The organism is Coprococcus sp. AF16-5 (genome assembly GCF_003479365.1).
In the GTDB taxonomy this organism is placed as follows: Bacteria; Bacillota; Clostridia; order Lachnospirales; family Lachnospiraceae; genus Coprococcus; species Coprococcus aceti.
In genome coordinates this window covers 110,779-134,343 of the sequence record NZ_QUGZ01000004.1, presented here as the reverse complement: position 1 = coordinate 134,343, position 23,565 = coordinate 110,779, and the positions used below count along the sequence as shown (strand labels likewise).

Genomic DNA, 23,565 nt, shown 5'->3' with positions numbered 1-23,565 from the left:
ACTTCAGTAAATGTTACGGACAAATGGTACTCAGATTGAGTACCATTTGTTGTATATAAAATAATTGGAGGTTTTCTTATGAAAAAAGGAATCGCGGGTTCAGCCGGCTACGGCGTTGGAAAGGTTGTGATCATATCTGACGCAAAGCCGGAATATGAGAACAGAACGATCACAGATACAGATGCAGAGATCAAGAGATATGACGATGCAGTTGCAGCATTTACAGAGAAGACTCATGCCATGGCAGAGGCTATGAAGGAGAGTGTCGGAGAGCACAATGCCGAGATACTTGAAGGACACATACTTCTCCTCACAGATCCGGGGATGGATGAGATAACAAAAGGTGCCATCATGAGCGGAACCTGTGCAGAGGCTGCATTTGAGAGTACATGTGATATGTTTGCCGGAATGTTCCAGATGGCAGATGATGAGCTCACAAGACAGAGAGCAACCGATATTGGCGACATCAAGGTGAGAATGCTCAAGATACTCACAGGTACACCTGATGTGAACATATCAGAGGTTCCAGCTGGAACTATCCTTGTGGCTGAGGATCTCACCCCATCCATGACAGCAGGAATCGTCAAGGAGAATGTGGCAGGAATCATCACTGCGGTTGGCGGCAAGACATCCCACTCAGCTATTCTTGCGAGAGCACTTGAGATACCGGCGGTACTCAGCGTGGATGGAATAGTTGACATGGTTTCAGATGGAATGACAGCAGTAGTTGACGGATGCGATGGAATCTGCATACTTGATCCGTCCCCGGAAGAGATAGAAGAATATCAGGCAAAGAGAGAGAAGTATCTTAGCGACAAGGCTCTTCTTGAGGTATATAGAGGCAAAGACACAGTCACAGCTGATGGCGCAAAGGTACATTTGTATGGCAATATCGGTAATCCGGAGGATGCAAAGCAGGTTGCTGCATGTGATGGAGAGGGCGTTGGCCTTTTCAGAACAGAGTTCCTGTTCATGGGCGCATCGGAGCTCCCATCTGAGGAAGAGCAGTTCCAGGCGTACAAGGCGGCTGCCGAGACCATGGAGGGCAGAGAAGTCATCATCAGAACCCTTGATGTGGGTGGTGACAAGGATATCCCATACCTTGGACTTGAGAAAGAGGACAATCCGTTCTTAGGTTTCAGAGCAGTGAGATATTGTCTGCAGAATAAAGATTCATACAGAGTACAGCTGAGGGCACTTCTCCGCGCAAGTGCATTTGGCGATATCAAGATTATGGTACCGCTTGTCACATGTGTTGATGAGATCAGAAGCGTGAAGGCTCTTGTTAAGGAGCTCATGGCTGAGCTTGATGCAGAGAATATAGCATACAATAAGGATATCCAGGTCGGTGCAATGATAGAAACGCCTGCGGCAAGTCTCATAGCAGACCTGCTCGCAAAGGAGGCAGACTTCTTCAGTATAGGCACAAATGACCTGACACAGTACACCATGGCGGTCGACAGAGGCAATGCAAAGGTTGCGTATCTGTACTCGTCCTACAATCCTGCAGTTCTCCGCTCCATGAAGAATATCATCGAGGCGGCAAATGCAGCGGGCATCATGGTAGGCATGTGCGGTGAGGCGGCAGCAGATCCGTTGCTCATACCTCTCCTCATATCATTTGGACTGGGAGAGTTTTCAGTCAGTGCCACTTCAGTCCTTGCGACAAGAGGAACGATAGCCAAGTGGTCGAAGGCTGAAGCAGATGAGTTGGCAGCAAAGGCACTCTCACTTGCAACAGAGACGGAGGTTGCGGAACTTCTCAAAGCAAATGCAAGATAGATAAAAGTGCACAATATGGCTTGGTAAAAATATGAGTACATTTTTGTATGGTTCATGTGTTTGAGAAATCAATAATGAACAAAAACCATGACTCGTAGTGACTATTTTCACGAAAATAAAAAAAGTCGGCATTTTTAACTGGAAAAAGTGCCGATTTTTTTGTTACAGTATAATTAGTAGCAGGAAGAACACATAGTGAACAGAGTCAGCCTTGCAGATCGAAACAGACAGGTGCATCATATCGTAATTTTAGTGAGTTTGTTTTAACAGTATTATAGATGGAAATAATATGGATAGGAGGATGTAATAATGTTTGAGAATGAAAAAGTAAACCATGTGAAGTTTGGTGAAGGCAGTGTGATGGAATGTGATGGAAGCCATATAAGAATTGTATTTTCTTATAATAATGTAGAAAAGACATTTGCCTATCCGGGAGCATTTGACAAGTTTGTCACCTTCCAGAGCAAAGAGGCACAGCAGGCAGCGGAGAGCGAGCTTGAGCAGATAAGGCTGAACCAGAAAAAGCTGGAGGGAATGAAGAAGCTTATAATTCAGGAGAACGAGAGACGGAAAGAGGAAGCACTCAAGGCCAAGGCGAAGAGAAAGAGACAGTAATATAAAGTAAGATATAATAGTCCCTGCCAGAGAGAAAATTTTCTCTTTTGGCGGGATTTTTTGCACCTGAGGATAATTTTTAGAACAGTGCTATTTTTACATATACCTTGATTTTGTTGATATTTTTTGCTAAATTAAGTACGTACGTGTATAAATAGGGGCGTTTGCACCCATTTACAGAATAAAATGATCATAACAGTCAGAATTTGACTGTCGGAAAGGACGGAGCACAGAGTGTATAAGATTACTAAGGTTGAACAGTTGACAGAGACCATATACCTCATGGACGTGGTTGCACCACGAGTTGCAAATAAATGTCTTCCGGGACAGTTTGTAATTGTCAGAGGTTCAGAGGATGGAGAGAGAATTCCTCTCACTATCTGCGATTACTCAAGAGAGGACGGAACCATCACTATAGTATTCCAGGTAGTTGGAGCTGCTACAGAGATGATGAAGAATAAGAAGGCAGGAGATTCATTTGCGGATTTCGTTGGACCACTTGGTTGTCCATCAGAGTTCTGCAAGGAGGATATAGAAGAACTCAAGAAAAAGAAGATCCTCTTCGTTGCAGGTGGTGTTGGAACAGCACCTGTATACCCACAGGTAAAGTGGCTCCATGAGCAGGGCATCGATGCTGATGTCATCATCGGAGGAAGAAACAAGTCACTCATCATTCTTGAGGACAAGATGAAGAAGGTAGCCGGCAACCTGTATATCACAACAGATGACGGTTCATATGGAAGCAAGGGTGTCGTTACAAATGAGATCCAGAAACTTGTAGACGCTGGCAACAAGTATGATGTATGTGTTGCCATCGGACCTATGATCATGATGAAGTTCGTATGTAAGCTCACAAAGGAGCTTGAGATCCCTACAGTTGTCAGCCTTAACCCTATCATGGTAGACGGAACAGGTATGTGTGGTGCCTGCCGTGTAACAGTAGGCGGAGAGGTTAAGTTTGCGTGTGTAGACGGACCAGAGTTCGATGGTCACAAGGTGAACTTTGAGGAGGCTATGCAGCGCCAGCAGCTCTACAAGACTGCAGAGGGCAGAGCATTCCTTGCAGCAAAAGAGGGCGATACACATCATGGCGGATGTGGAAACTGTGGAGGTGACAAGTAATGGCTATAGAAGTAGATGTTTGGAAGAGAGTGCCGGTTCGCGAGCAGGAGCCACAGGTACGTGCAAAGAATTTTGAAGAGGTTTGTTACGGATATAATGAAGAGGAGGCTATGGCTGAGGCTTCAAGATGTATAGGATGTAAGAATGCCCCATGTATGAATGGCTGTCCTGTATCTATCAATATCCCTGGATTTATAGCTCAGGTCAAGGAGGGCAACTTCGCCGAGGCATTCAAGATCATCAGCGAGTCATCAGCACTTCCTGCTGTATGTGGCCGTGTATGTCCACAGGAGACACAGTGTGAGCAGAAGTGTATCAGAGGAATCAAGGGCGAGGCGATATCCATCGGTAAGCTTGAGAGATTTGTTGCTGACTGGGCTCGTGAGAACGGAATCAAGCCAGAGCCTGCAAAGGAGATGAATGGTCACAAGGTGGCAGTCATCGGATCAGGCCCTTCAGGTGTGACAGCAGCCGGAGATCTTGCAAAGATGGGTTACGATGTAACTATATTCGAGGCACTTCACCAGCCGGGCGGAGTTCTCGTATACGGAATTCCAGAGTTCCGTCTTCCAAAGGAGAAGGTAGTTGCCAAGGAGATCGAGAACATCAAGTCACTTGGTGTTAAGATAGAGACAAATGTAGTAGTAGGAAAGTCAGTCACAATCGACTCACTCCTTGAGGATGAGGGATTTGACGCAGTGTTCATCGGATCAGGTGCAGGACTTCCTAAGTTCATGGGTATCCCAGGCGAGAATGCCAACGGCGTATTCTCAGCAAATGAGTACCTCACAAGAAGCAACCTCATGAAGGCATTTGACGAGAATTCAAATACACCTATCATGAGAGGTAAGAAGGTTGCCGTTGTCGGTGGTGGAAATGTTGCTATGGATGCAGCAAGAACAGCACTCAGACTTGGCGCTGAGACGCATATCGTATACAGACGTTCAGAGGAGGAGCTCCCAGCCAGAGTTGAGGAGGTTCATCATGCTAAGGAAGAGGGAATCATATTTGATCTCCTCACAAACCCAACAGAGATCCTTGAGGATGAGAACGGCTGGGTATGCGGTATGAAGTGTGTGAAGATGGAGCTCGGTGAGCCAGACGCATCAGGCAGAAGAAGACCTGTTGTGATTCCAGATTCAGAGTTCACAATGGACGTTGACACAGTAATCATGTCACTTGGAACTTCACCAAACCCACTTATCTCATCTACAACAGAGGGACTTGAGACAAACAAGTGGAAGTGTATCGTTGCAGAAGAGGCAAACGGACAGACAACCAAGGAAGGCGTATATGCCGGTGGCGATGCCGTAACAGGTGCTGCAACAGTTATACTTGCAATGGAAGCTGGTAGAGCTGGTGCAAAGGGAATTGATGAGTACATCAAGAACAACAAGTAATAATTATATAGAGTCATAAAACGAGGCTGATGTGTATAGAGAATACTTCACATCAGCTTTGTTTTATATACGGGGGATTAGTTATGTATGATGAATTTGCAAAATGGTTAGACAGAATTTTAGATGAGAATATGCCGCTGCCGGGGGTGGCGATCAACTTCAATATATATGAAGAGGTGGACTTGCATTGGTCGATCCAGTTGATAAGTTCAACTTATTTTGACGAGGAGGACGAGGACTGGAATTGTTACGAGGAGTTCACGACAGGGGAAGATCTGTACGAATGGCAGCAGGGTGTAGGCTGGGAGAAGATACTTGATATTTCCTGTGAGATGATCAGAAAGTATCTCACAGAAGGAAAATATGCTGAGAAACTTAAGAAGTACGAGGCTGTTGCCGCTGGATTCGTGGACGGCGATGTGGAAATCCTGTACAGAAGATAGAGTGTTATGGAAACTAGTATGTAGTAGAAAATTGAAAATCTAGTGGGTAGTAGGAAATCGAGTGAATTGTGGGAAAACGAAAGCATTATAAGAAATAATGCACGTTGTATGAAAATGTGTGAGTTGTAGAAATATAGTATGTATTGCAGAAAAATTGTGATAGGTGGGTGACAACATGAAAACTTTATATGTATCAGATCTGGACGGTACGCTTCTTCGCAGCGATGAGACCACATCCGAGTATACAAACAGTGTAATCAATAATCTGACAGATAGAGGAATGATATTCTCTTATGCCACGGCGCGCTCCCTTATCACAGCTAAGAAGGTGACAAGCGGACTGCGGGCAGAAATTCCACTGATCGTATACAATGGGGCGTTTATCGTAGACAATGTTACCGGTGAAGTCCTTGCTGCAAATTACTTTGATGAATCGGTAGGATCAGTGCTTGACGATCTGTTCGGTAATCAGATATTTCCGATAGTGTATGCGCGGATAGATGGCAAGGAGAAATTTTCGTATGTTCCGGAGCTGTGCACAGATGGTATGAAGAAATTCCTGCTCAGCAGGCAGGGGGATGTCAGGACAAATATCGTAAAGTCAGCAGAGAACTTGAAAGTGGGAGATATTTTCTACATAACCTGCATTGACAGTCCGGAAAAATTAAAACCGTTGTACGATAAGTATAAGGATAAATTTCACTGTGTATATCAGAAAGACATTTATACAGATGAACAATGGCTGGAGATCATGCCGTTTGCAGCATCTAAGGCAAATGCAATAAAACAGTTGCAGGAACTTCTGGAATGCGACAGGGTGGTTGCCTTTGGAGATGGCAGGAATGATATAGATATGTTTGAACTTGCTGACGAAAGCTACGCAGTGCAAAATGCTGATGAACAGCTAAAAAGGTATGCCACATCGGTTATATCATCAAATGATGAGGATGGGGTGGCGCACTGGCTTGAGGATAATTATATCGTAAAATGACGAAAACTTATGGGTAAAAATCCAGGTTGGGTATAACGGTAAATATACATAAAAATCAGGTTGTAATTTGCGCAGAGCAGGGTATATAATGACACTACACATTTATAATCTTAAGTAAATATGCTAATATGATTGTGAAACACAAGTTGCACCACGAGATAAGGTGCTTGAATAGGGAAAAGGACAATTGCGGTTATGTAGGATAATATTGTAATTGCCTTAGAAAGTGAGAAGGAGAAGACATCTTATGGAAAAGAAAGAACTGATATACTACAGACTGGATGAGGTGGATGAGAAGATACTTGCCATGCTTCAGGACAATGCACGTGTATCACTCAAGGATATAGGCGCTGAGGTGTCCATGTCACCTACAGCAGTTGGAACAAGAATAGACAGGATGCTTGCCGAGGGCGTGCTTGAGGGATTTACGACCAAGCTCAACCCGGAGGCTATGGGTCATTATATCAAGGCATTTATCAATCTGGAGGTTTCACCTGAGCAGAAGGCTGAGTTCTATCCATATATAGACAGCGTGTTAAATGTTGTGGAGTGCAACTGTGTGACAGGAGATTACTCAATGCTCATTGAGGTACGTTTCAAGACAACAGCAGATCTCGATCATTTTGTTGGTGAACTTCAGAGATTTGGCAAGACAAAGACTCAGATCGTATTCTCCACAAATGTAAAGCACAGATGCAGATACTGGAAGAATGATCTTCACCACGATGAGGAGAAGAAGTAAAAAGTGAAAACTGTGTCGAAAAGACTTTAGACGTTTAACTCAGCGGGAAATACCCCAAAACAAGAAGAATGTTTATAAATAATAAGCTTAATTGATAAAAACAGGGGAAAATTAAGCAAAAACAAAAAAATACTTAGATTTCACAAGTTTTTTCTTTACAATCTTAATTTCCTATACTATAATAGGGAGCGTGGTCAGAAAATAATTAACAGGTCACGATATATAATCAGTTTAGGAGGATTTTTACTATGTCATATGTTGATGAAGTACTCGAGATAGTACAGAAGAAGAATGCAGATCAGCCTGAGTTCTTACAGGCAGTAACAGAGGTTCTTGATTCACTCAGACCTTGTATCGAGGCAAATGAGGAGCTTTACAGAAAGAATGCTATCCTCGAGAGAATCACAGAGCCAGATAGACAGCTCATGTTCAGAGTACCATGGGTAGATGACAACGGACAGGTACAGGTCAACAGAGGTTTCCGTGTACAGTTCAACAATGCCATTGGACCATACAAGGGAGGTCTCAGACTTCACCCATCAGTAAACCTTGGTATCATTAAGTTCCTTGGTTTCGAGCAGGTTTTCAAGAACTCACTTACAACACTTCCAATCGGTGGTGGTAAGGGTGGTTCAGACTTCGACCCTAAGGGTAAGTCAGACAGAGAGATCATGGCATTCTGCCAGAGCTTCATGACAGAGCTTTGTAAGTATATCGGTGCTGATGTCGATGTTCCAGCTGGAGATATCGGAACAGGCGCTAGAGAGATCGGTTTCATGTTCGGTCAGTTCAAGAGAATCCGTGGATCATACGAGGGAGTTCTCACAGGTAAGGGACTTACATATGGTGGATCACTTGCTCGTACAGAGGCTACTGGTTACGGACTGCTTTACCTTACAAACGCACTGTTAAAGGATCATGACATTGATATCGCAGGCAAGACTTGTGCAGTATCAGGTGCTGGTAATGTTGCAATCTACGCAATCCAGAAGGCACATCAGTTAGGTGCTAAGTGTGTTACATGTTCAGATTCTACAGGTTGGATCTACGATCCAGAGGGAATCGATGTTGCACTTCTTAAGGAAGTTAAGGAAGTTAAGAGAGCACGTCTTGATGCTTATGCTGCTGCTAGACCATCAGCTGAGTACCATGTAAAGAAGGATGCAAATGATCACGGCGTATGGTCAATCAAGTGTGACCTTGCTCTTCCATGTGCTACACAGAACGAGCTTAACCTTGACGATGCTAAGATGCTTGTTGCAAACGGCGTTATCTCAGTAACAGAGGGCGCTAACATGCCTACAACTCTTGAGGCTACTAAGTACCTTCAGGAGAATGGTGTTCTCTTCGTTGGTGGTAAGGCTGCAAATGCAGGTGGTGTTGCTACATCAGCTCTTGAGATGAGCCAGAACAGCGAGAGACTTTCATGGACATTCGAGGAAGTTGATGGCAAGCTCAAGGGAATCATGGAGACAATCTACGCTAACATCTCAGATGCAGCAAAGAGATACAACATGACAGTTGGCGGAAACGCAGACTATGTTGCAGGTGCTAACATCGCCGGCTTCGAGAAGGTTGTTGACGCTATGCTTGCTCAGGGCGTTTGCTAATCCTAAGCATTTGGCGGGAGCCTTATCTTCAAATCAACTAGACATAAGATTATAATATAAGACTATAGACGTCCATCTGTGGAGTGATCCACAGATGGGCGTTTTTGCGTTGCGGTTGTCTTCGGTGACTCTTGTTGGTGTAATCTCTATGTTGTATATCCAATCACGTTTGTCTACCCTCACTTTGACTTTGTTTCCATCGTGCACGCCGCGCCAAGCACGATAAGGGCGCCTAGCTCTCTGCGGCGGCACAGAAGCGTCAAAGTTCGGTCGCCGACACTACCGATTGGATATACAACGTAGAGAATACACACCAACAGGAGTCACCGAAGACAATTTTTTATATTTAAAGTTCGTTTAAGTTTTACAGGCTATTATAGCATCATCAATAGGGAATAAGGTAAAGAAAGGATGATGCTTATGGCAGACAACACGTTTAAAAGATATGAACTTAAGTACATGTTAGATAGAGAACAGTACGAGCAGATAATGAGCGAAATGATAAGGTATATGCAACCGGACAGGTTTGCACATAGCCAGATCATTAACATATATTTCGACACTCCTTCCCACAGGCTCATCAGAGACTCCATAGAAAAGCCGGTTTACAAAGAAAAGCTCAGGCTCAGAAGCTATGGAGTCCCGGATGACGATTCAGAGGTTTTTATTGAGCTCAAGAAGAAATACAAATCTGTTGTGTACAAAAGAAGGCTGGAGGTGCCTGAACAGGAGGCCATGGATTATCTGGTGGGCGGCCAGCCGCTGCACAAGGATTGTCAGATCGGCAGAGAGATCGATTATTTCATGCAGGTATACAAAGATCTGGAGCCTGCGGTGGTTCTCTCGTATGAGAGAGATTCCTACAAAGGGATAGATGATCCGGAGCTCAGGATCACGTTTGATTACAATATACTGTGGCAGAATGATGATCTGACACTTCAGAAAGAACCATATGGGCACAAGGTCATACCAGAATATAAGGTGTTGATGGAGATCAAGATGGCAGGTGGGTTCCCGCTGTGGCTGTCACATCTGCTGACAAAGTATGGAGCATACAAGACGTCATTTTCAAAGTATGGAGAGGCGTATAAACAGATGGTAGGCTGACATAAGTGGATCATATACATTTAAAGCCAGAAACTAAAAAAGACGAATTATTTAAATGATAAAGTGGCAAACATAGACAGGAGGAGATAGAAGATGACAGGATTATTTGACAGTATATTTGGAACGGCGACAACGATAACGGTGCAGGAGTTTCTGATCTGCATAGCGGTATCTCTTGTGATAGGCGTATTCCTTGCAGGGGTGTACGCGTTTAGGAGTAAATATACACAGAGCTTTTTGGTGACATTGGCACTTATACCTGCGGTTGTGTGCGTGGTGATCATGATGGTAAATGGCAATGTTGGCGCGGGTGTTGCTGTGGCAGGTGCATTCAGCCTTGTAAGGTTCAGATCGGTTCCAGGTTCGGCAAAGGAGATATGCGCCATATTCCTTGCGATGGGAGCAGGACTTGTGACCGGAATGGGATTTATAGGATATGCAGTATTATTTGCCGCCATACTAGGCGGAGCGATGTTCATTTGCAGCCTTACTGGATTTGGCGGCGGAAGGGATGAAGAGAGAGCCCTGAAGATCACCGTGCCTGAAAATCTCGACTATACAGAGGCATTTGATGAGATACTTGTCGACTGTACAGACAGTTACAGACTGATAAATGTGAAGACGACCAACATGGGAAGCCTGTTCAAGCTTACATATGTGGTGAAGCTTAAGAAGCACACAAATCAGAAGGATATGATAGATAAGCTCAGAGTGAGAAATGGCAACCTTGAGATCATGCTGGCACAGGTGGATTCGGGGGACATGACATTGTAGAAGTCAGTTGATAAGGCAGATACTTAGTAAGGAGATGATCGTATGAGGAAGAATAAATATATGAGACGTAGAGCGGAAATCCGCAAATGTCTGGCTATAGGGTTGACAGCGGCCATGTGCATGGCAATGCTTGCCGGATGTTCAACCAGCCAGAGCACAAGCTCGACTTCAGATACTGAGGTGACAAGTGATGTGAGCACAGAGACTGACGCTGATAAAGAAAGCCCAAATGGCAGTGCGGATGCAGAGAATACCAGTGTAAAGACAGAGATGACTGTGGAGGAGATGCAGGCGGCTATAGATGAATCCATGAGCGGTGCGGATATAGATATAACAGATATGTTCACGAAGCGGGATCTGGCGGGAACCTATGATGAGAGTGAGGCTGTGAAGATAACACTGTCGGGAAAGACAGCAACCTGTAACAGCTCGAATGTACAGATTGAGGACGGCGTGGTGACGATCAAAGCGGCAGGTGTATACGTTCTGTCAGGGACACTCACAGACGGCACCATCGTGGTGGATGCGGGCGATGACGATAAGGTTCAACTTGTACTTGACGGAGTATCGATCACGGCTGTGGACTATGCGGCAATATATGCGAAGAACGCTGACAAGGTATTTGTGACGTTGGCGGAAGGGGCAGAGAACAGCCTTACGGTGTCCGGGGACTACGTTCAGACGGATGACAACAATGTGGATGCCGTGATATTTGCCAAATGCGACCTTACACTTAACGGCACCGGAAGCCTGACGGTCAAAGACACTACGGGACATGGAATCGTGTCCAAGGATGACCTGGTGGTTACAGGCGGCACTTATACCATATACAGTCAGGATCACTGCCTGAACGGCAAGGATAGCGTGAGAATTGCGGATGGAACATTTAACCTGAGTTGTGATGAGGATGGTATACATGCGGGAAATGACGACCAGCAGGATGGATATGTATATATAGAAGGCGGAGATATCAACATATCGGTTGGCGATGACGCGATCCATGCGGAGGGACTTCTGATAATAACTGGTGGAGATATAGATGTATCTAAGAGTTGTGAGGGGGTAGAGGGGGATAAGATCCTTGTGACTGGCGGTGATATAGATGTGATATCCAGTGATGACGGCTTCAATGCAGCTGGAGGCAGCTCAGGCTCGGGAGACAACCATGATGGTTTTGGAGGCGGCCCAGGTATGGGCGGAGTGGACATGGATGCCGACAATGATGCATATATTCTTATAACAGGAGGAACGATAAATATAAATGCCAACGGTGATGGAATAGATTCCAACGGCTACATTGGAATTACAGGAGGCAGCGTGTATGTACTTGGTCCTTCTGACAATGGCAATGGCGCGATGGACTACGGAATCTGTGCTGCGATAACAGGCGGCGAGATCGTAGCTGTGGGTGGTTCCGGTATGGCTCAGGGATTTGGAGATGAGTCCACACAGTGCTCAGCTATAAGGTGGATAAGAAATTTAACTCGGTTGTCATCAGCGCATCAGGCATGAAACAGGGAAATACCTACACTTTGACTGTCGGTGACCAGAGCAGTACATTTACACTGGATGATATTACATACAGCGAGGGCTCAGGCGGAATGCAGAGACCGGGCGGCAATTTAGATAATGGCGGAATACAGAGACCGGGCGGCAACTCAGATGATGGAAATATGCAGAGACCAGGTGGTAATTCAGACGATGGAAATATGCAGAGACCAGGCGGCAACTCAGATGATGGAAATATGCAGAGACTGGATGGTGATTCAGATAATGGGCAGAATGACAGCACAAATGGCAGTTCACAGAACAAAGACAATAGTTCGAGCTCAGACAGCATGAGCATATAGAAGATAATTCCAGACGCTTTAACAGCCGAAAACAGTTGATTAATTTGCAAAAATGCTTAATATTATAAAGACATGAGATTTTTGTAGTTAATACACAGTTGGTAAAAAGAGCAGATACCCAATATGACTGGAAGGAGAACCCATATGAAGTTATATGTTGCAAGACACGGAGAGACGGAATGGAACAGACTTAATAAGGTCTGTGGCAGGACAGATTCCCCTCTTACAGATAAAGGACTTCAGCAGGCACAGCTCCTTGCAGAGAGATTGGATAGCTGCTCTATTGACGTGATAATAGCATCGCCGCTCTCCAGGGCACAGGAGACAGCACGAGCGGTGGCGGAGAGAAAGCATTTGCCGGTACTTACGGATGAAAGGCTTATAGAACAGGATTACGGTGTGTATGAGGGTGTCCAGAGGGACGACAGGGATTTCCTGAACAATAAAAGAATGTTCGCATACAGATATCCTGGTGGAGAATCCATGATGGATATTGCCAGGAGAACGTACGATCTGATAATTGAAACCCGCGAGACCTATCCGGATTCGTCGGTACTGTTTGTTTGCCATAACGGAATATGCAGGGTGATATGCAGCTATTTCATGGATATGACCAACGAGGAGTATTTTGGATTCAGTCAGGACAATTGTGGGTACAATATCTACGAGTGCTGATCTGAGAAGGAGTGTTTTATAATATGAAGGAATTGCTTATAGATTCATTTAAGGATGCACTGTTTGATACGGTGAAGCTCATCCCGTTTCTGCTCATCACCTATGTGGTCATGGAGTGGCTTGAGAGAAAAACTGCAGGCCGACAGGCGCATGTGCTTGGAAAGGCAGAGAAGCTTGGTCCATTGATTGGCGGAGTGCTGGGAATAGTGCCACAGTGCGGATTTTCACTTATGGCATCCAACCTGTACAGCGGAGGCGTGATAGGGGCGGGCGTGCTCATAGCCGTGTTCATGTCAACCTCGGACGAGATGCTGCCGATCATGCTGTCAAATGACGCGATAAGCGCGGGGACAATAGTGAAGATCCTTGCGACAAAGGCGGTCATAGCCGTAATAACAGGCTATATAGTAGGATTTGTGCTGGACAGACTGAGAAAGCCGGTCCAGGTAAAGAAGATAGATCCGGTCCACAGACATGGCGGACATGATGAACACGAACACCATGGCGGACATGTGCACAGTGACACTGCAAAAGCGGCAGAAAGCTCCATACATACACAGAATATAGTGTACAAGGATGCTGCTGAGAAGAAAGGAAAGGGACATGTGCATGACTATGTCCATGAGCACAGTCACGACCACGGACATTTGGGAGAGAAGAATATCCATGAGGTGTGCGAACAGGAACACTGCGACTGCGAGGGTGGAATATTCAGATCTGCTCTGGTGCACACTGCAAAGATTGCGATATTTATATTTATATTCTCACTTGTGATAAATGTGATCATAGAGGCTGTAGGAGAGAAATCCATAGCCCGCATATTCAATGATGTGCCTGTGCTTGGAGAGGCGGCAGCAGCGTTGGTGGGTCTTATTCCTAACTGTGCGGCATCAGTCATAATAACCGAGCTGTATCTTCAGGGAATACTCAGCGCGGGTGCTATGATGTCAGGACTTCTGGTGAGTGCAGGAGTAGGCCTTGTGGTGCTCTTTAGAATGAACAGGCATAGACCTGCGGAGAATATAAGGATAGCAGTGGTGCTGTATGCTGCAGGACTTGCGTGGGGACTCATAATAAATGCTCTTGGAATCACATTTTAGCAGAGTGTAGAGAAAATAAATGTAAGCGATGCGCAGTGACCGCATTGCAATAAAGTAAAAAAGGGCTGCGAAAAAACTCAATCGAGTTTTTTCACAGCCCCTTGTGTGTGTGTTGTTACTTTGTGCGTTTCTTACCGCAGACAGGACAGATATCCTGATCCGTAGGCTGTCCGCATCCCCAGCAGATCCAAGTGTCCCCTTCACTGGATGGTTGCTCCGCCAGCTTTTGTGTCGGCTTCATCTTGAAGTTTTTGGAAACAATCTCCACATTGCCGTCCTCGTCAAGAGTAGTCTTGATATCTGCGGCGGCGGGAGTTGTGTCCGATGAAATATTTTTCTTCTTTTTCCCAAATCCAAATCCCATTTTATAACCCCGATTCTATAACATATATAAAATATTCTAATGCAATATATACAATTAAGCAATAGAAATTTGGACGAAATTGCCTATACTGTTGTAAAATTTGATGAAAAGCACCTATTGCCATGCGCCATCAAATGTGATCACCTGACCATTCAGGTATTCTCCACACTCGGCAATGTGCACAATGAAATCTGCCGCTTCAGAAGGTATGGCCATTCTTCCTGCAGGTATTTCATCCTCCAGCATCTGGCGTTCCTCCGGTGACAGATGACCGTTCATGGAGGTGTCAATTGCGCCAAATGCTATGGCGTTGACAGTTATACCGCTTGGAGCAAGCTCTTTTCCAAGAGCCTTTGAGAAGGAATTTACAGCACCCTTGGAGGCTGAATATGCGACCTCACACGACGCACCGACATTTCCCCACACGGATGAGATATTGATTATGTGTCCTTTGTGGTGCTGGATCATGTGAGGAACCACGAGTCGGCAGCTATTGAAAACCGAGTATACATTTGACTTCATGGTTCTGTCAAAATCCTGGGCTGTCATATTGTTTATAAGCCCCACATAAGATATGCCGGCATTGTTGATGAGGAGATCGATGTCGCTGCCGAGATGATCTATGGTATTTTGTATAAACTTCTCCATAAATTCCATATCCCCGGCGTCTCCGGTCTCACAGTAACAGATGCAGCCTTTTGCCGTAAGTTCGTCTCTCAGAGAGAGAAGCTCTTCTTTGTGTTTGAATGAAGTGATAGATATGCTGTTATATTTGTCTGAAAGCGCCAGTGCTGTCGCCCTTCCGATGCCTGTCGAGGCGCCAATTATTATCGCTGTTTTCAAATCTGTACCTCCGCTATTTGTGAACAAAAATTTAATTCTAGTATATCATGCGAATTAAATGTTGAAAATAAAAAAGCACTTTGGTATACTCTAGTTGTTTTTGTTAACAAATGAGAATATACATTTATATTGAGATGGAGGCTATATAATGGGTAAGAAAGTAATGAAATTATTCTTAGATACAATGCTCAGAGCAGCGGTTATCATACTTGCAGTGGCTATAGTTGTCATGCTCGTACTGCTTGCACGAACCGTCAGCAAGAGCAAGAAATCAGACGCATCGGACACGGGCAATAAGACAAGCATTGTGACTGAGGAGTCAGATCCGTCAGATCCTACATTTGGAGGTTCAGGCGATGCTGCAGACAGCTCAGACACATCAGCGGATGACAGCTCACAGGACGCTTCAACAGATGATGCAAATGCAGGAAATGGCAAGGATGCAAAAGTAGTAGTGCTCAACGCATCAGGCGTGTCAGGTGTGGCAGCTACATGGCAGACAACACTCACAGCGGATGGATACACATCAGTAGATATAGGAACATATGACAACGGAGATCAGTCAACAACAGTTATCTACACATCAGATTCATATGATGTGAGCGGACTTGTAAGCCTTTTGGGCGGTGCAGCAACGGCAGACAGATCAGATATTGACTCATCTGTTGCATCAGATGTCGACATTTCAGGTGCAGACATTGTCGTAGTAATAGGTGTGGACAACGCAGCCAACAACTAGATATAGAAGAATATGTAGAAAATATATAGAAAACTCTGCTGATATCGTAATAGAAAACACCGATATCAGTAGAGTTTTTTTACTGTAGTACAAAATGTTACAGATTTTGCCGGCTGTTCTACATTTTTCTGGTTTGTCAAGTATATATATGAGTAAAAACAATAGGCAAAAGTAATAAAATATACCGAAAACGTGACGAAAAACCCTATTGACATAAATGGGTATGGTGAAGGTTTCACAAAAAAGGAAGTTTAAACCAAGGGAAAACGGTTCGAAAACCGTCAAAATGTTGCAAAATTTGTGCATGTATACAATTTAGACAAAAGTTCAAAAATTTTTTTGAGCAATAATCACATAGAATGAAAAATGCCAATGATGTAGAATAACAATAGTTTTTAGGGTGAACAAAAACAAGATTATATACACTACGGAGGTAATTTCAAATGGCAAGTTTATCACTTAAGAACATTTACAAGGTATATCCTAACGGATTCAACGCAGTTAAGGACTTCAACCTTGAGATCGAAGACAAGGAGTTCATCATCTTTGTTGGACCATCAGGATGTGGAAAGTCAACAACTCTTAGAATGATAGCAGGACTTGAGGATATCAGCTCAGGTGAGTTATGGATCGGCGACAAGCTCGTAAACGATGTAGAGCCAAAGGACAGAGATATTGCGATGGTATTCCAGAACTACGCTCTGTACCCACATATGTCAGTATATGATAACATGGCATTTGGACTTAAGTTAAGAAAGGTTCCAAAGGAGAAGATCGACAAGGCTGTACATGAGGCAGCTAAGATTCTTGATATCGAGCATCTTCTTGACAGAAAGCCAAAGGCTTTATCAGGTGGACAGAGACAGCGAGTTGCTATGGGACGTGCAATTGTCCGTGAGCCAAAGGTATTCCTTATGGACGAGCCTCTTTCAAACCTTGATGCTAAGCTTCGTGTACAGATGCGTGTTGAGATCTCAAAGCTTCATCAGAGACTCCAGACAACTATCATCTACGTAACACATGACCAGACAGAGGCTATGACACTTGGTACAAGAATCGTAGTTATGAAGGATGGTATCATCCAGCAGGTAGATACACCTCAGAACCTCTACGACAAGCCATGTAACCTGTTCGTTGCCGGATTCATGGGTATGCCACCTATGAACTTCATCGATTGTAAGGTTGTTAAGTCAGGTGCTGACGTTCTCCTTATGTTCGGTTCACATTCAATCAAGGTTCCAGACAGCAAGGCTGAGAGACTTATCGCACTTGATGCTATCGATAAGGAAGTTGTTCTTGGTATCCGTCCAGAGGATATTCATGATGAGCAGCTCTTCATCGAGTCATCACCAGAGAGCGTAATCGATGCAAGAATCAACATTTACGAGATGCTTGGTGCCGAGGTTTACTTATACTTCACAATCGACCAGTTCGATATCACAGCAAGAGTAAATGCTCGTACAACAGCTAGACCTGGCGACACAGTTCAGTTCGCATTTGACTTAAGCAAGATTCATATCTTCGATAAGGAGACAGAGGAGATCCTTGTTAACTAGTCTTAGATAACACATAGAACTTACAATTACACTCCAGATAACTGGAAACAGTAGTTTAATTCTTGAAAAATTGAGAAAATGCAGAAAATACATATAAAAAATCTGCATTTTCTCTTTTTTTTTCTACAATTTTGCTTTAAAATAAGAGTAATGGATTACGGGATAAAACGTATAATGAGTATAAGGAGTGAAAAGAATGATATCAAACCAGATTCTTCAGGATACAATAGACGGATTAAAAGGTATAACAAGAACTGACCTGTGCGTGTTGGACACAGAGGGAAAAGTGCTTGCGTCAACACTTAAGGATATAGATGACTGCGAGGATTCAGTTCGTGCATTTGTTGATTCACCGGCAGAGAGCCAGGTTGTAAGAGGTTATCAGTTCTTCAAGGTGTTTGACGATAACCAGTTAGAGCATATTCTCATGGCAAAGGGCGAGACCGATGATACATATATGGTCGGCAAGATTGCAGCATTTCAGATCCAGAACCTTCTGGTCGCATACAAGGAGAGATTTGACAAGGACAACTTTATCAAGAACCTTCTCTTAGACAATCTCCTTCTGGTTGATATCTACAACAGAGCAAAGAAGCTCCACATAGATACTGATGTGAGAAGAATCGTATTTATCATAGAGACAAAGAATGAGAAGGATACCAATGCACTTGAGACAGTACGTAATATCTTCTCAGCCAAGACAAAGGATTTCATCACTGCTGTGGACGAGAAGAACATCATTCTTGTCAAGGAAGTCAAGTCCAACGAGACATATGACGACATGAACAAGATTGCCAAGGTCATCGTTGACATGCTCAATACCGAGGCGATGTCATCTGTACATGTATCATTCGGAACAATTGTCAATGAGATAAAGGAAGTTTCACGTTCATACAAAGAGGCTAAGATGGCTCTGGATGTTGGAAAGATATTCTATGAGAACACAGATATCATAGCATACAGCAATCTTGGAATAGGACGACTTATTTACCAGCTTCCACTTCCTCTGTGCAAGATGTTCATCAGAGAGATATTTGACGGCAAGAGCCCTGATGAGTTTGACGAGGAGACTTTGTCAACTATCAACAAGTTCTTTGAGAACAGCCTGAACGTATCAGAGACATCAAGACAGTTGTACATCCACAGAAATACTCTGGTATACAGACTTGATAAGTTGCAGAAGAGCACAGGCCTTGATCTGAGAGTATTCGAGGACGCCATCACATTCAAGATCGCTCTTATGGTTGTAAAGTACATGAAGTACATGGAGTCACTGGATTATTAAAATGTCCGGTGGACAGTTATCTGGAATATAGATTGCATAGAAGCGGCAGCCTTACATATGGATATATGAAGACTGCTGCATCGTGTATTAATTTTAATTCACAAACTATACACAACAAAACAATCAATATGTAGTATAATGAAGCGTGGATGAAATGAATCAGAATCATCCGACTATGGACAAATGTAAGATAATGTACAGTTTATGCCGTAAAGAGGCAATATAGGAGACATGAGATGATAGAGTTAGAGAACGTGAGTATGACATACCCTGGGGGCAATCAGGCGCTCAAGAATGTGAACATCAATATAGAAAAAGGCGAGTTCGTATTTATAGTTGGAAGCAGTGGATCAGGCAAGACCACTCTGTTTAGGCTTCTGCTCAAGGAGCTCGATCCTACGGAGGGCAATATCACTGTTGCCGGATACGACTATGGCAAGATAAAGAGAAAAGATATACCGAAGGTCAGAAGAAGGATTGGAGTCGTATTCCAGAACTTCAGGCTTCTGAAGGACAGGACTATATACGAGAATGTTGCATTTGCACAGAGAGTTATCCAGACTCCGGCGAGATACATCAGAAGACGTGTTCCGGCCATGCTGACGCTGGTTGGACTTGCAGACAAGTACAAATCATACCCGAAGGAGCTCTCAGGTGGTGAGCAGCAGAGAGTTGCCATGGCGAGAGCACTGGTCAACAATCCGGACATCATACTGGCGGATGAGCCTACAGGAAATCTCGATCCTAAGAACTCATTGGATATCATGAACCTCCTTGAGGATATCAACAAGAGAGGAACCACAGTTGTCGTGGTAACCCACAATAAGGATATCGTCAATGAGATGAAGAAGAGAGTTATCACCCTGAAGAAGGGTGTAATTATCAGCGACGAGAAGGAAGGAGGATATATAGATGAAGATTAGTACATTTTTCTATATCCTCAGACAGGGCTTTGCAAATATAAGAAGAAATATTCTGTTCTCACTTGCATCACTTGGAACCATCATATCATGTCTGTTCCTCTTTGGAATCATATATGCGGTAGTTGTAAACTTTCAGTCCGGTATGCAGGAGCTTGAGAATACAGTTACAATATCAGTGTTTTTTGACGAGGATGTGTCGGACGACACGATACAGCTTATCGGATCACAGATAAGAACTCTGGATTATGTAAACACGATGGATTACGTGTCGGCGGATGACGCATGGAATAAATTTGTTGAGCAGAACTACGATAATCCACAGGCGGCAAAGGATGCATTTGGCGAGGACAATCCACTTAAGAATTCGGCCTCATATGAGGTTACGCTCAAGGATGTGGCCAGACAGCCGGAGTTCGTGGCATTTGCCCAGGGGCTTTCAGGAGTCAGAAAGGTCAAGAGCTCTGACGTGACTGCGGACAGCATCACGACACTGTCATCTCTTGTCGGATATGCATCCATAGGAATAGTTGTGATACTGATGCTGGTATCTATCTTCCTTATAAGCAACACTATCACCATAGGTATCACGGTGCGAAAGGAAGAGATAGGGATCATGAAGCTGATCGGTGCGACAAATGTATTTGTACGGGCGCCGTTCATCATAGAGGGTGTGATCATAGGTGCGGTCGGTTCGGCTATACCTCTGGTTCTTCTGTACTACATGTATGATAAGATACTGACATATGTTGCCGGAAGATTTAAGGTTGTCACAACGCTGTTTGCATTTGTGAGCCAGCATGACCTGTTCAAGACCATGATACCGGTTGGACTTGTGCTTGGTATCGGTGTTGGACTGGTAGGAAGTATCCTTACCACGAGGAAGCATTTGAGAGTATGATATAATGAGCATTGCGACGGATGCGCTTGCGCAAGACGTCATAATGCGAATGCCCTCATTGAGCCGGCAGGCGATATAATATAATGAAGCACGCTGATGCGTGCGCAGGTCATCGCGCTCACGCACGACGACATAAGATATACTAGTTAATTGTTAGATGGGGATAACAAGGAGTAGTAGATTATGAAAAAGAAAGTCAATGTAAAAGGGAATATCAGAAGGATGGCATTGCTTGTTGCGGGATGTGTAGTCATGGGGGGCATGGCTGCGTCTCAGACCGGGGGAAATATGGCATATGCCATGACGAAGGAAGAGGCTGAGCGTCAGAAGGATGATGCCAGTGAAAACGAGAAGAATGCCAAGGACGTTCTGGATTCTCTGGAGGAACAGCAGAACAAGATCGTTCAGGACGTTGCAGATCTGGATGCCAAGATGACATCCGTCCAGACTCAGATAACGAGCCTGCAGGAGCAGACAGACGAGCTCCAGACGGAGATAGACACAACTCAGAAAAGTCTGGATGAAGCTCAGAAGGCAGAGGATGAGCAGTATGAGGCGATGAAGCAGAGAATACAGTATCTGTATGAGGAGGGGGAGACGGAATATGTCGATGCCCTGCTCACATCCATATCATTCAGCGATCTCCTGAACAAATCAGAGTATATAGACCAGATATCGGAATACGATCAGAGGCAGCTTGCAAAGCTGATCAAGACCAAGACAGATATTGCCAATTATGAGGCGCAGCTTGAATCTGACCTCAGACAGGTGGAGTCGGTCAAGACGGATCTGGAGAGTAACGAGGCTGAACTGCAGACCATTATAGATCAGAAGCAGGAAGAGATCACCAGATATGATGGTGATATAGAAGCCCAGAAGTCGTTGATGAACAAGTTCACTGTGGCCCGTGAGGAAGCCGAGAGACGTATCGCGGAGATATCCAGACAGGAGATGGGCAAGGCAAATGCAAATGGTACGGGTGCGTATACGAAAGATGGAAAGGTATACGACACCTCCAAATATAAGGGCAAATTCATGTGGCCGGTATCGACCGGAGGTGTTATCACGGATGAATTTGGTTACCGAGATGCTCCTACAGCGGGAGCAAGTACATATCATCAGGGACTTGATATAGGCTGTGATTATGGAACAGATATTGTTGCGGCGGAGGCCGGCACAGTCGTGATGTCCTGCTACAATGGCGGCGGTGGCAACATGGTCATGATCAGCCACGGCGGCGGAATATGTACGGTATATATGCACAACTCACAGCTATGTGTAAATGTTGGCGACAAGGTTGTGAAAGGTCAGGTCATAGCAAAGGCAGGAAGTACGGGTGTGTCGACAGGTCCGCATTGCCATTTTGGCGTGTCGATAGACGGAACGTATGTCAATCCGCATGACTTCCTTGGACAGTAGACCGGGCAGGGGATATGGAGAGATTCAGGTATTTGATGGCAATACAAGGTTAGGAGATAATGATATGAGGAAAATGTTGAAGAAGACAGTAGTGACAGCGGTGCTGGCAAGTACGGTGATCGGTCTGACGGGCTGCGGTACATCAGGTGTGTTCAGTGGCACACTCAGCGGCAAAACCGGCAGTTCCACCAAGATAACCTATGATGGCAATTTGTTGGATGCGGACGTACTTGACAAGACAGCGAAGATCGAGAGTATCATAGACAATTATTATTACAATGATATTGACGATGATACGATCAGGGAGGGCATATACAAGGGTATAATGGAATCCCTTGACGATCCGTATGCACAGTATTACACCAAGGAAGAGTATGCCAAGCTGCAGGAGGATGATTCAGGTGAGTATGCCGGAATCGGAGTTACGGTCAGCAAGGATGAGGATACGGGATATGTCCGTGCGGTAAATATCCTTGAGGGTGCACCGGCTGAGAAGGTGGATATACAGCCTGATGACATTATTGTACAGATAGATGATCACGAGATCACTACAGACGATGATCTTGACTACCTCGTATCACTCATAAGAGGCGATGCTGGAACTGATGTTACGCTGAAGATATACAGGGAGCGTGATAAGGCTTACCACGATGTCACCATCACCAGGGAGATCGTTGAGTACAGCACGGTATCATCATTTATGATAGACGACAAGATCGGATATGTGAGGATCACGCAGTTCATAGACAACACAGACGAGCTTTTCCAGAAGGCAGTTGAGGAGCTCAAGAATGAGGGCATGCAGGCACTGATGATCGATGTCAGAAGTGATCCGGGTGGAATGCTCACCACGGTCGTAAACATTTGCGACTATCTGCTCCCAGAGGGAACCATAGTGTCCATCAAGGACAAGACCGGCAAAGTTGTGGACGAGTATAAATCGACAGATGATGAATACCTCGATATGCCTATGGTAGTCCTGACAAATGAGTACAGTGCCAGTGCGTCAGAGATACTTACATCGGCACTCAAGGAATTCGGGGCTGCAACTGTTGTAGGAAAGAATACCTACGGTAAGGGAATCGTGCAGAGTGTTATACCACTTGGTGATGGCACAGCGATCAAGCTCACGACACAGAAGTATTTCACACACGATGACAACGATATCCACAAGAAGGGTGTTGCGCCTGATATTGAAGTGGATCTTCCAGATGATTATACCTATGAGGATTTCCAGGGCAAGAATGACAGCCAGTACCAGAAGGGTATTGAGGTTTTGAAGGAGAAGCTGAAGTAGGGATTAAGATAGAGATTGGTATAAATATAG

General features: G+C 44.6%; 23 protein-coding genes. 21 read left to right on the top strand and 2 right to left on the bottom strand.

The window, feature by feature from the left end; genetic code table 11:
* Positions 1-78 precede the first annotated feature (78 nt).
* The 14 genes from ptsP (at position 79) to DWW70_RS11285 (ending at position 14,211) form a co-directional block, all read left to right on the top strand.
* The gene (gene ptsP / locus DWW70_RS11345; RefSeq protein WP_118649869.1) at positions 79-1,782 is read left to right on the top strand and encodes a phosphoenolpyruvate--protein phosphotransferase; all 1,704 of its coding nucleotides are present in this window, start codon (positions 79-81) and stop codon (positions 1,780-1,782) included.
* A 309-nt stretch (positions 1,783-2,091) separates the two neighbouring features.
* Entirely contained in the window at positions 2,092-2,397 is a 306-nt protein-coding gene (locus DWW70_RS11340; protein ID WP_022216907.1) for a hypothetical protein, read from the top strand.
* Between the two features lie 234 nt (positions 2,398-2,631).
* Positions 2,632-3,519, top strand: coding sequence for a sulfide/dihydroorotate dehydrogenase-like FAD/NAD-binding protein (locus DWW70_RS11335; protein ID WP_118649868.1), 888 nt, complete (start codon positions 2,632-2,634; stop codon positions 3,517-3,519).
* The gene (gltA, locus tag DWW70_RS11330) at positions 3,519-4,919 is read left to right on the top strand and encodes an NADPH-dependent glutamate synthase (protein ID WP_022216905.1); all 1,401 of its coding nucleotides are present in this window, start codon (positions 3,519-3,521) and stop codon (positions 4,917-4,919) included. Before DWW70_RS11335 ends, gltA begins: the two co-directional genes overlap by 1 nt.
* An 83-nt stretch (positions 4,920-5,002) precedes the next feature.
* A complete protein-coding gene (locus tag DWW70_RS11325) occupies positions 5,003-5,362 on the top strand; it encodes a hypothetical protein (protein ID WP_004851321.1) in 360 nt (119 codons plus the stop codon).
* Between the two features lie 175 nt (positions 5,363-5,537).
* The gene (locus DWW70_RS11320; protein WP_055147172.1) at positions 5,538-6,353 is read left to right on the top strand and encodes a Cof-type HAD-IIB family hydrolase; all 816 of its coding nucleotides are present in this window, start codon (positions 5,538-5,540) and stop codon (positions 6,351-6,353) included.
* Between the two features lie 247 nt (positions 6,354-6,600).
* The gene (locus DWW70_RS11315; RefSeq protein ID WP_015534003.1) at positions 6,601-7,095 is read left to right on the top strand and encodes an Lrp/AsnC family transcriptional regulator; all 495 of its coding nucleotides are present in this window, start codon (positions 6,601-6,603) and stop codon (positions 7,093-7,095) included.
* Positions 7,096-7,343: 248 nt separating this feature from the next.
* Complete coding sequence (gene gdhA / locus DWW70_RS11310; RefSeq protein ID WP_004851315.1) at positions 7,344-8,705, top strand: NADP-specific glutamate dehydrogenase; 1,362 nt, start codon at positions 7,344-7,346, stop codon at positions 8,703-8,705.
* Between the two features lie 420 nt (positions 8,706-9,125).
* On the top strand, positions 9,126-9,812 hold the full coding sequence (locus DWW70_RS11305; RefSeq protein ID WP_055280641.1) for a polyphosphate polymerase domain-containing protein: 687 nt from the start codon (positions 9,126-9,128) through the stop codon (positions 9,810-9,812).
* A 93-nt stretch (positions 9,813-9,905) separates the two neighbouring features.
* Positions 9,906-10,586: a DUF4956 domain-containing protein gene (locus tag DWW70_RS11300; RefSeq protein WP_118649867.1), complete on the top strand. Its 681-nt coding sequence runs from the start codon at positions 9,906-9,908 to the stop codon at positions 10,584-10,586.
* A gap of 42 nt (positions 10,587-10,628) precedes the next feature.
* Positions 10,629-12,098 (top strand): carbohydrate-binding domain-containing protein, encoded by a 1,470-nt coding sequence (locus DWW70_RS11295; RefSeq protein ID WP_243017717.1) that lies wholly within the window; start codon positions 10,629-10,631, stop codon positions 12,096-12,098.
* The gene (locus DWW70_RS15230; protein ID WP_243017716.1) at positions 12,038-12,436 is read left to right on the top strand and encodes a hypothetical protein; all 399 of its coding nucleotides are present in this window, start codon (positions 12,038-12,040) and stop codon (positions 12,434-12,436) included. The genes DWW70_RS11295 and DWW70_RS15230 overlap by 61 nt, the downstream gene beginning before the upstream one ends.
* Positions 12,437-12,580: 144 nt before the next feature.
* On the top strand, positions 12,581-13,111 hold the full coding sequence (locus DWW70_RS11290) for a histidine phosphatase family protein (protein ID WP_022216900.1): 531 nt from the start codon (positions 12,581-12,583) through the stop codon (positions 13,109-13,111).
* 23 nt (positions 13,112-13,134) lie between these two features.
* Positions 13,135-14,211 (top strand): putative manganese transporter, encoded by a 1,077-nt coding sequence (locus DWW70_RS11285; RefSeq protein ID WP_118649866.1) that lies wholly within the window; start codon positions 13,135-13,137, stop codon positions 14,209-14,211.
* Between the two features lie 115 nt (positions 14,212-14,326).
* On the opposite strand, the gene DWW70_RS11280 is transcribed toward DWW70_RS11285, so the two are convergent.
* Both DWW70_RS11280 and DWW70_RS11275 read right to left on the bottom strand, forming a co-directional pair.
* Entirely contained in the window at positions 14,327-14,575 is a 249-nt protein-coding gene (locus tag DWW70_RS11280; RefSeq protein ID WP_015533997.1) for a hypothetical protein, read from the bottom strand.
* A 114-nt stretch (positions 14,576-14,689) separates the two neighbouring features.
* Positions 14,690-15,418, bottom strand: a complete 729-nt coding sequence (locus tag DWW70_RS11275; protein ID WP_118649865.1) for an SDR family NAD(P)-dependent oxidoreductase — start codon at positions 15,416-15,418, stop codon at positions 14,690-14,692.
* A 148-nt stretch (positions 15,419-15,566) separates the two neighbouring features.
* Between DWW70_RS11275 and DWW70_RS11270 the strand changes: the two genes are divergently transcribed.
* From DWW70_RS11270 to DWW70_RS11240, 7 genes are all read left to right on the top strand, one after another.
* On the top strand, positions 15,567-16,157 hold the full coding sequence (locus DWW70_RS11270; RefSeq protein ID WP_117551207.1) for a LytR C-terminal domain-containing protein: 591 nt from the start codon (positions 15,567-15,569) through the stop codon (positions 16,155-16,157).
* A 443-nt stretch (positions 16,158-16,600) separates the two neighbouring features.
* Positions 16,601-17,713: an ABC transporter ATP-binding protein gene (locus DWW70_RS11265; protein ID WP_004851294.1), complete on the top strand. Its 1,113-nt coding sequence runs from the start codon at positions 16,601-16,603 to the stop codon at positions 17,711-17,713.
* Between the two features lie 196 nt (positions 17,714-17,909).
* Positions 17,910-18,998, top strand: a complete 1,089-nt coding sequence (locus DWW70_RS11260; RefSeq protein ID WP_055224350.1) for a PucR family transcriptional regulator — start codon at positions 17,910-17,912, stop codon at positions 18,996-18,998.
* Positions 18,999-19,234: 236 nt separating this feature from the next.
* Positions 19,235-19,921 (top strand): cell division ATP-binding protein FtsE, encoded by a 687-nt coding sequence (gene ftsE / locus DWW70_RS11255; protein WP_022216898.1) that lies wholly within the window; start codon positions 19,235-19,237, stop codon positions 19,919-19,921.
* On the top strand, positions 19,911-20,819 hold the full coding sequence (gene ftsX / locus DWW70_RS11250) for a permease-like cell division protein FtsX (protein ID WP_055147195.1): 909 nt from the start codon (positions 19,911-19,913) through the stop codon (positions 20,817-20,819). Before ftsE ends, ftsX begins: the two co-directional genes overlap by 11 nt.
* A 183-nt stretch (positions 20,820-21,002) precedes the next feature.
* Entirely contained in the window at positions 21,003-22,238 is a 1,236-nt protein-coding gene (locus DWW70_RS11245) for a murein hydrolase activator EnvC family protein (protein WP_055147198.1), read from the top strand.
* 64 nt (positions 22,239-22,302) lie between these two features.
* Positions 22,303-23,535, top strand: a complete 1,233-nt coding sequence (locus DWW70_RS11240) for a S41 family peptidase (RefSeq protein ID WP_055147201.1) — start codon at positions 22,303-22,305, stop codon at positions 23,533-23,535.
* Positions 23,536-23,565 lie beyond the last annotated feature (30 nt).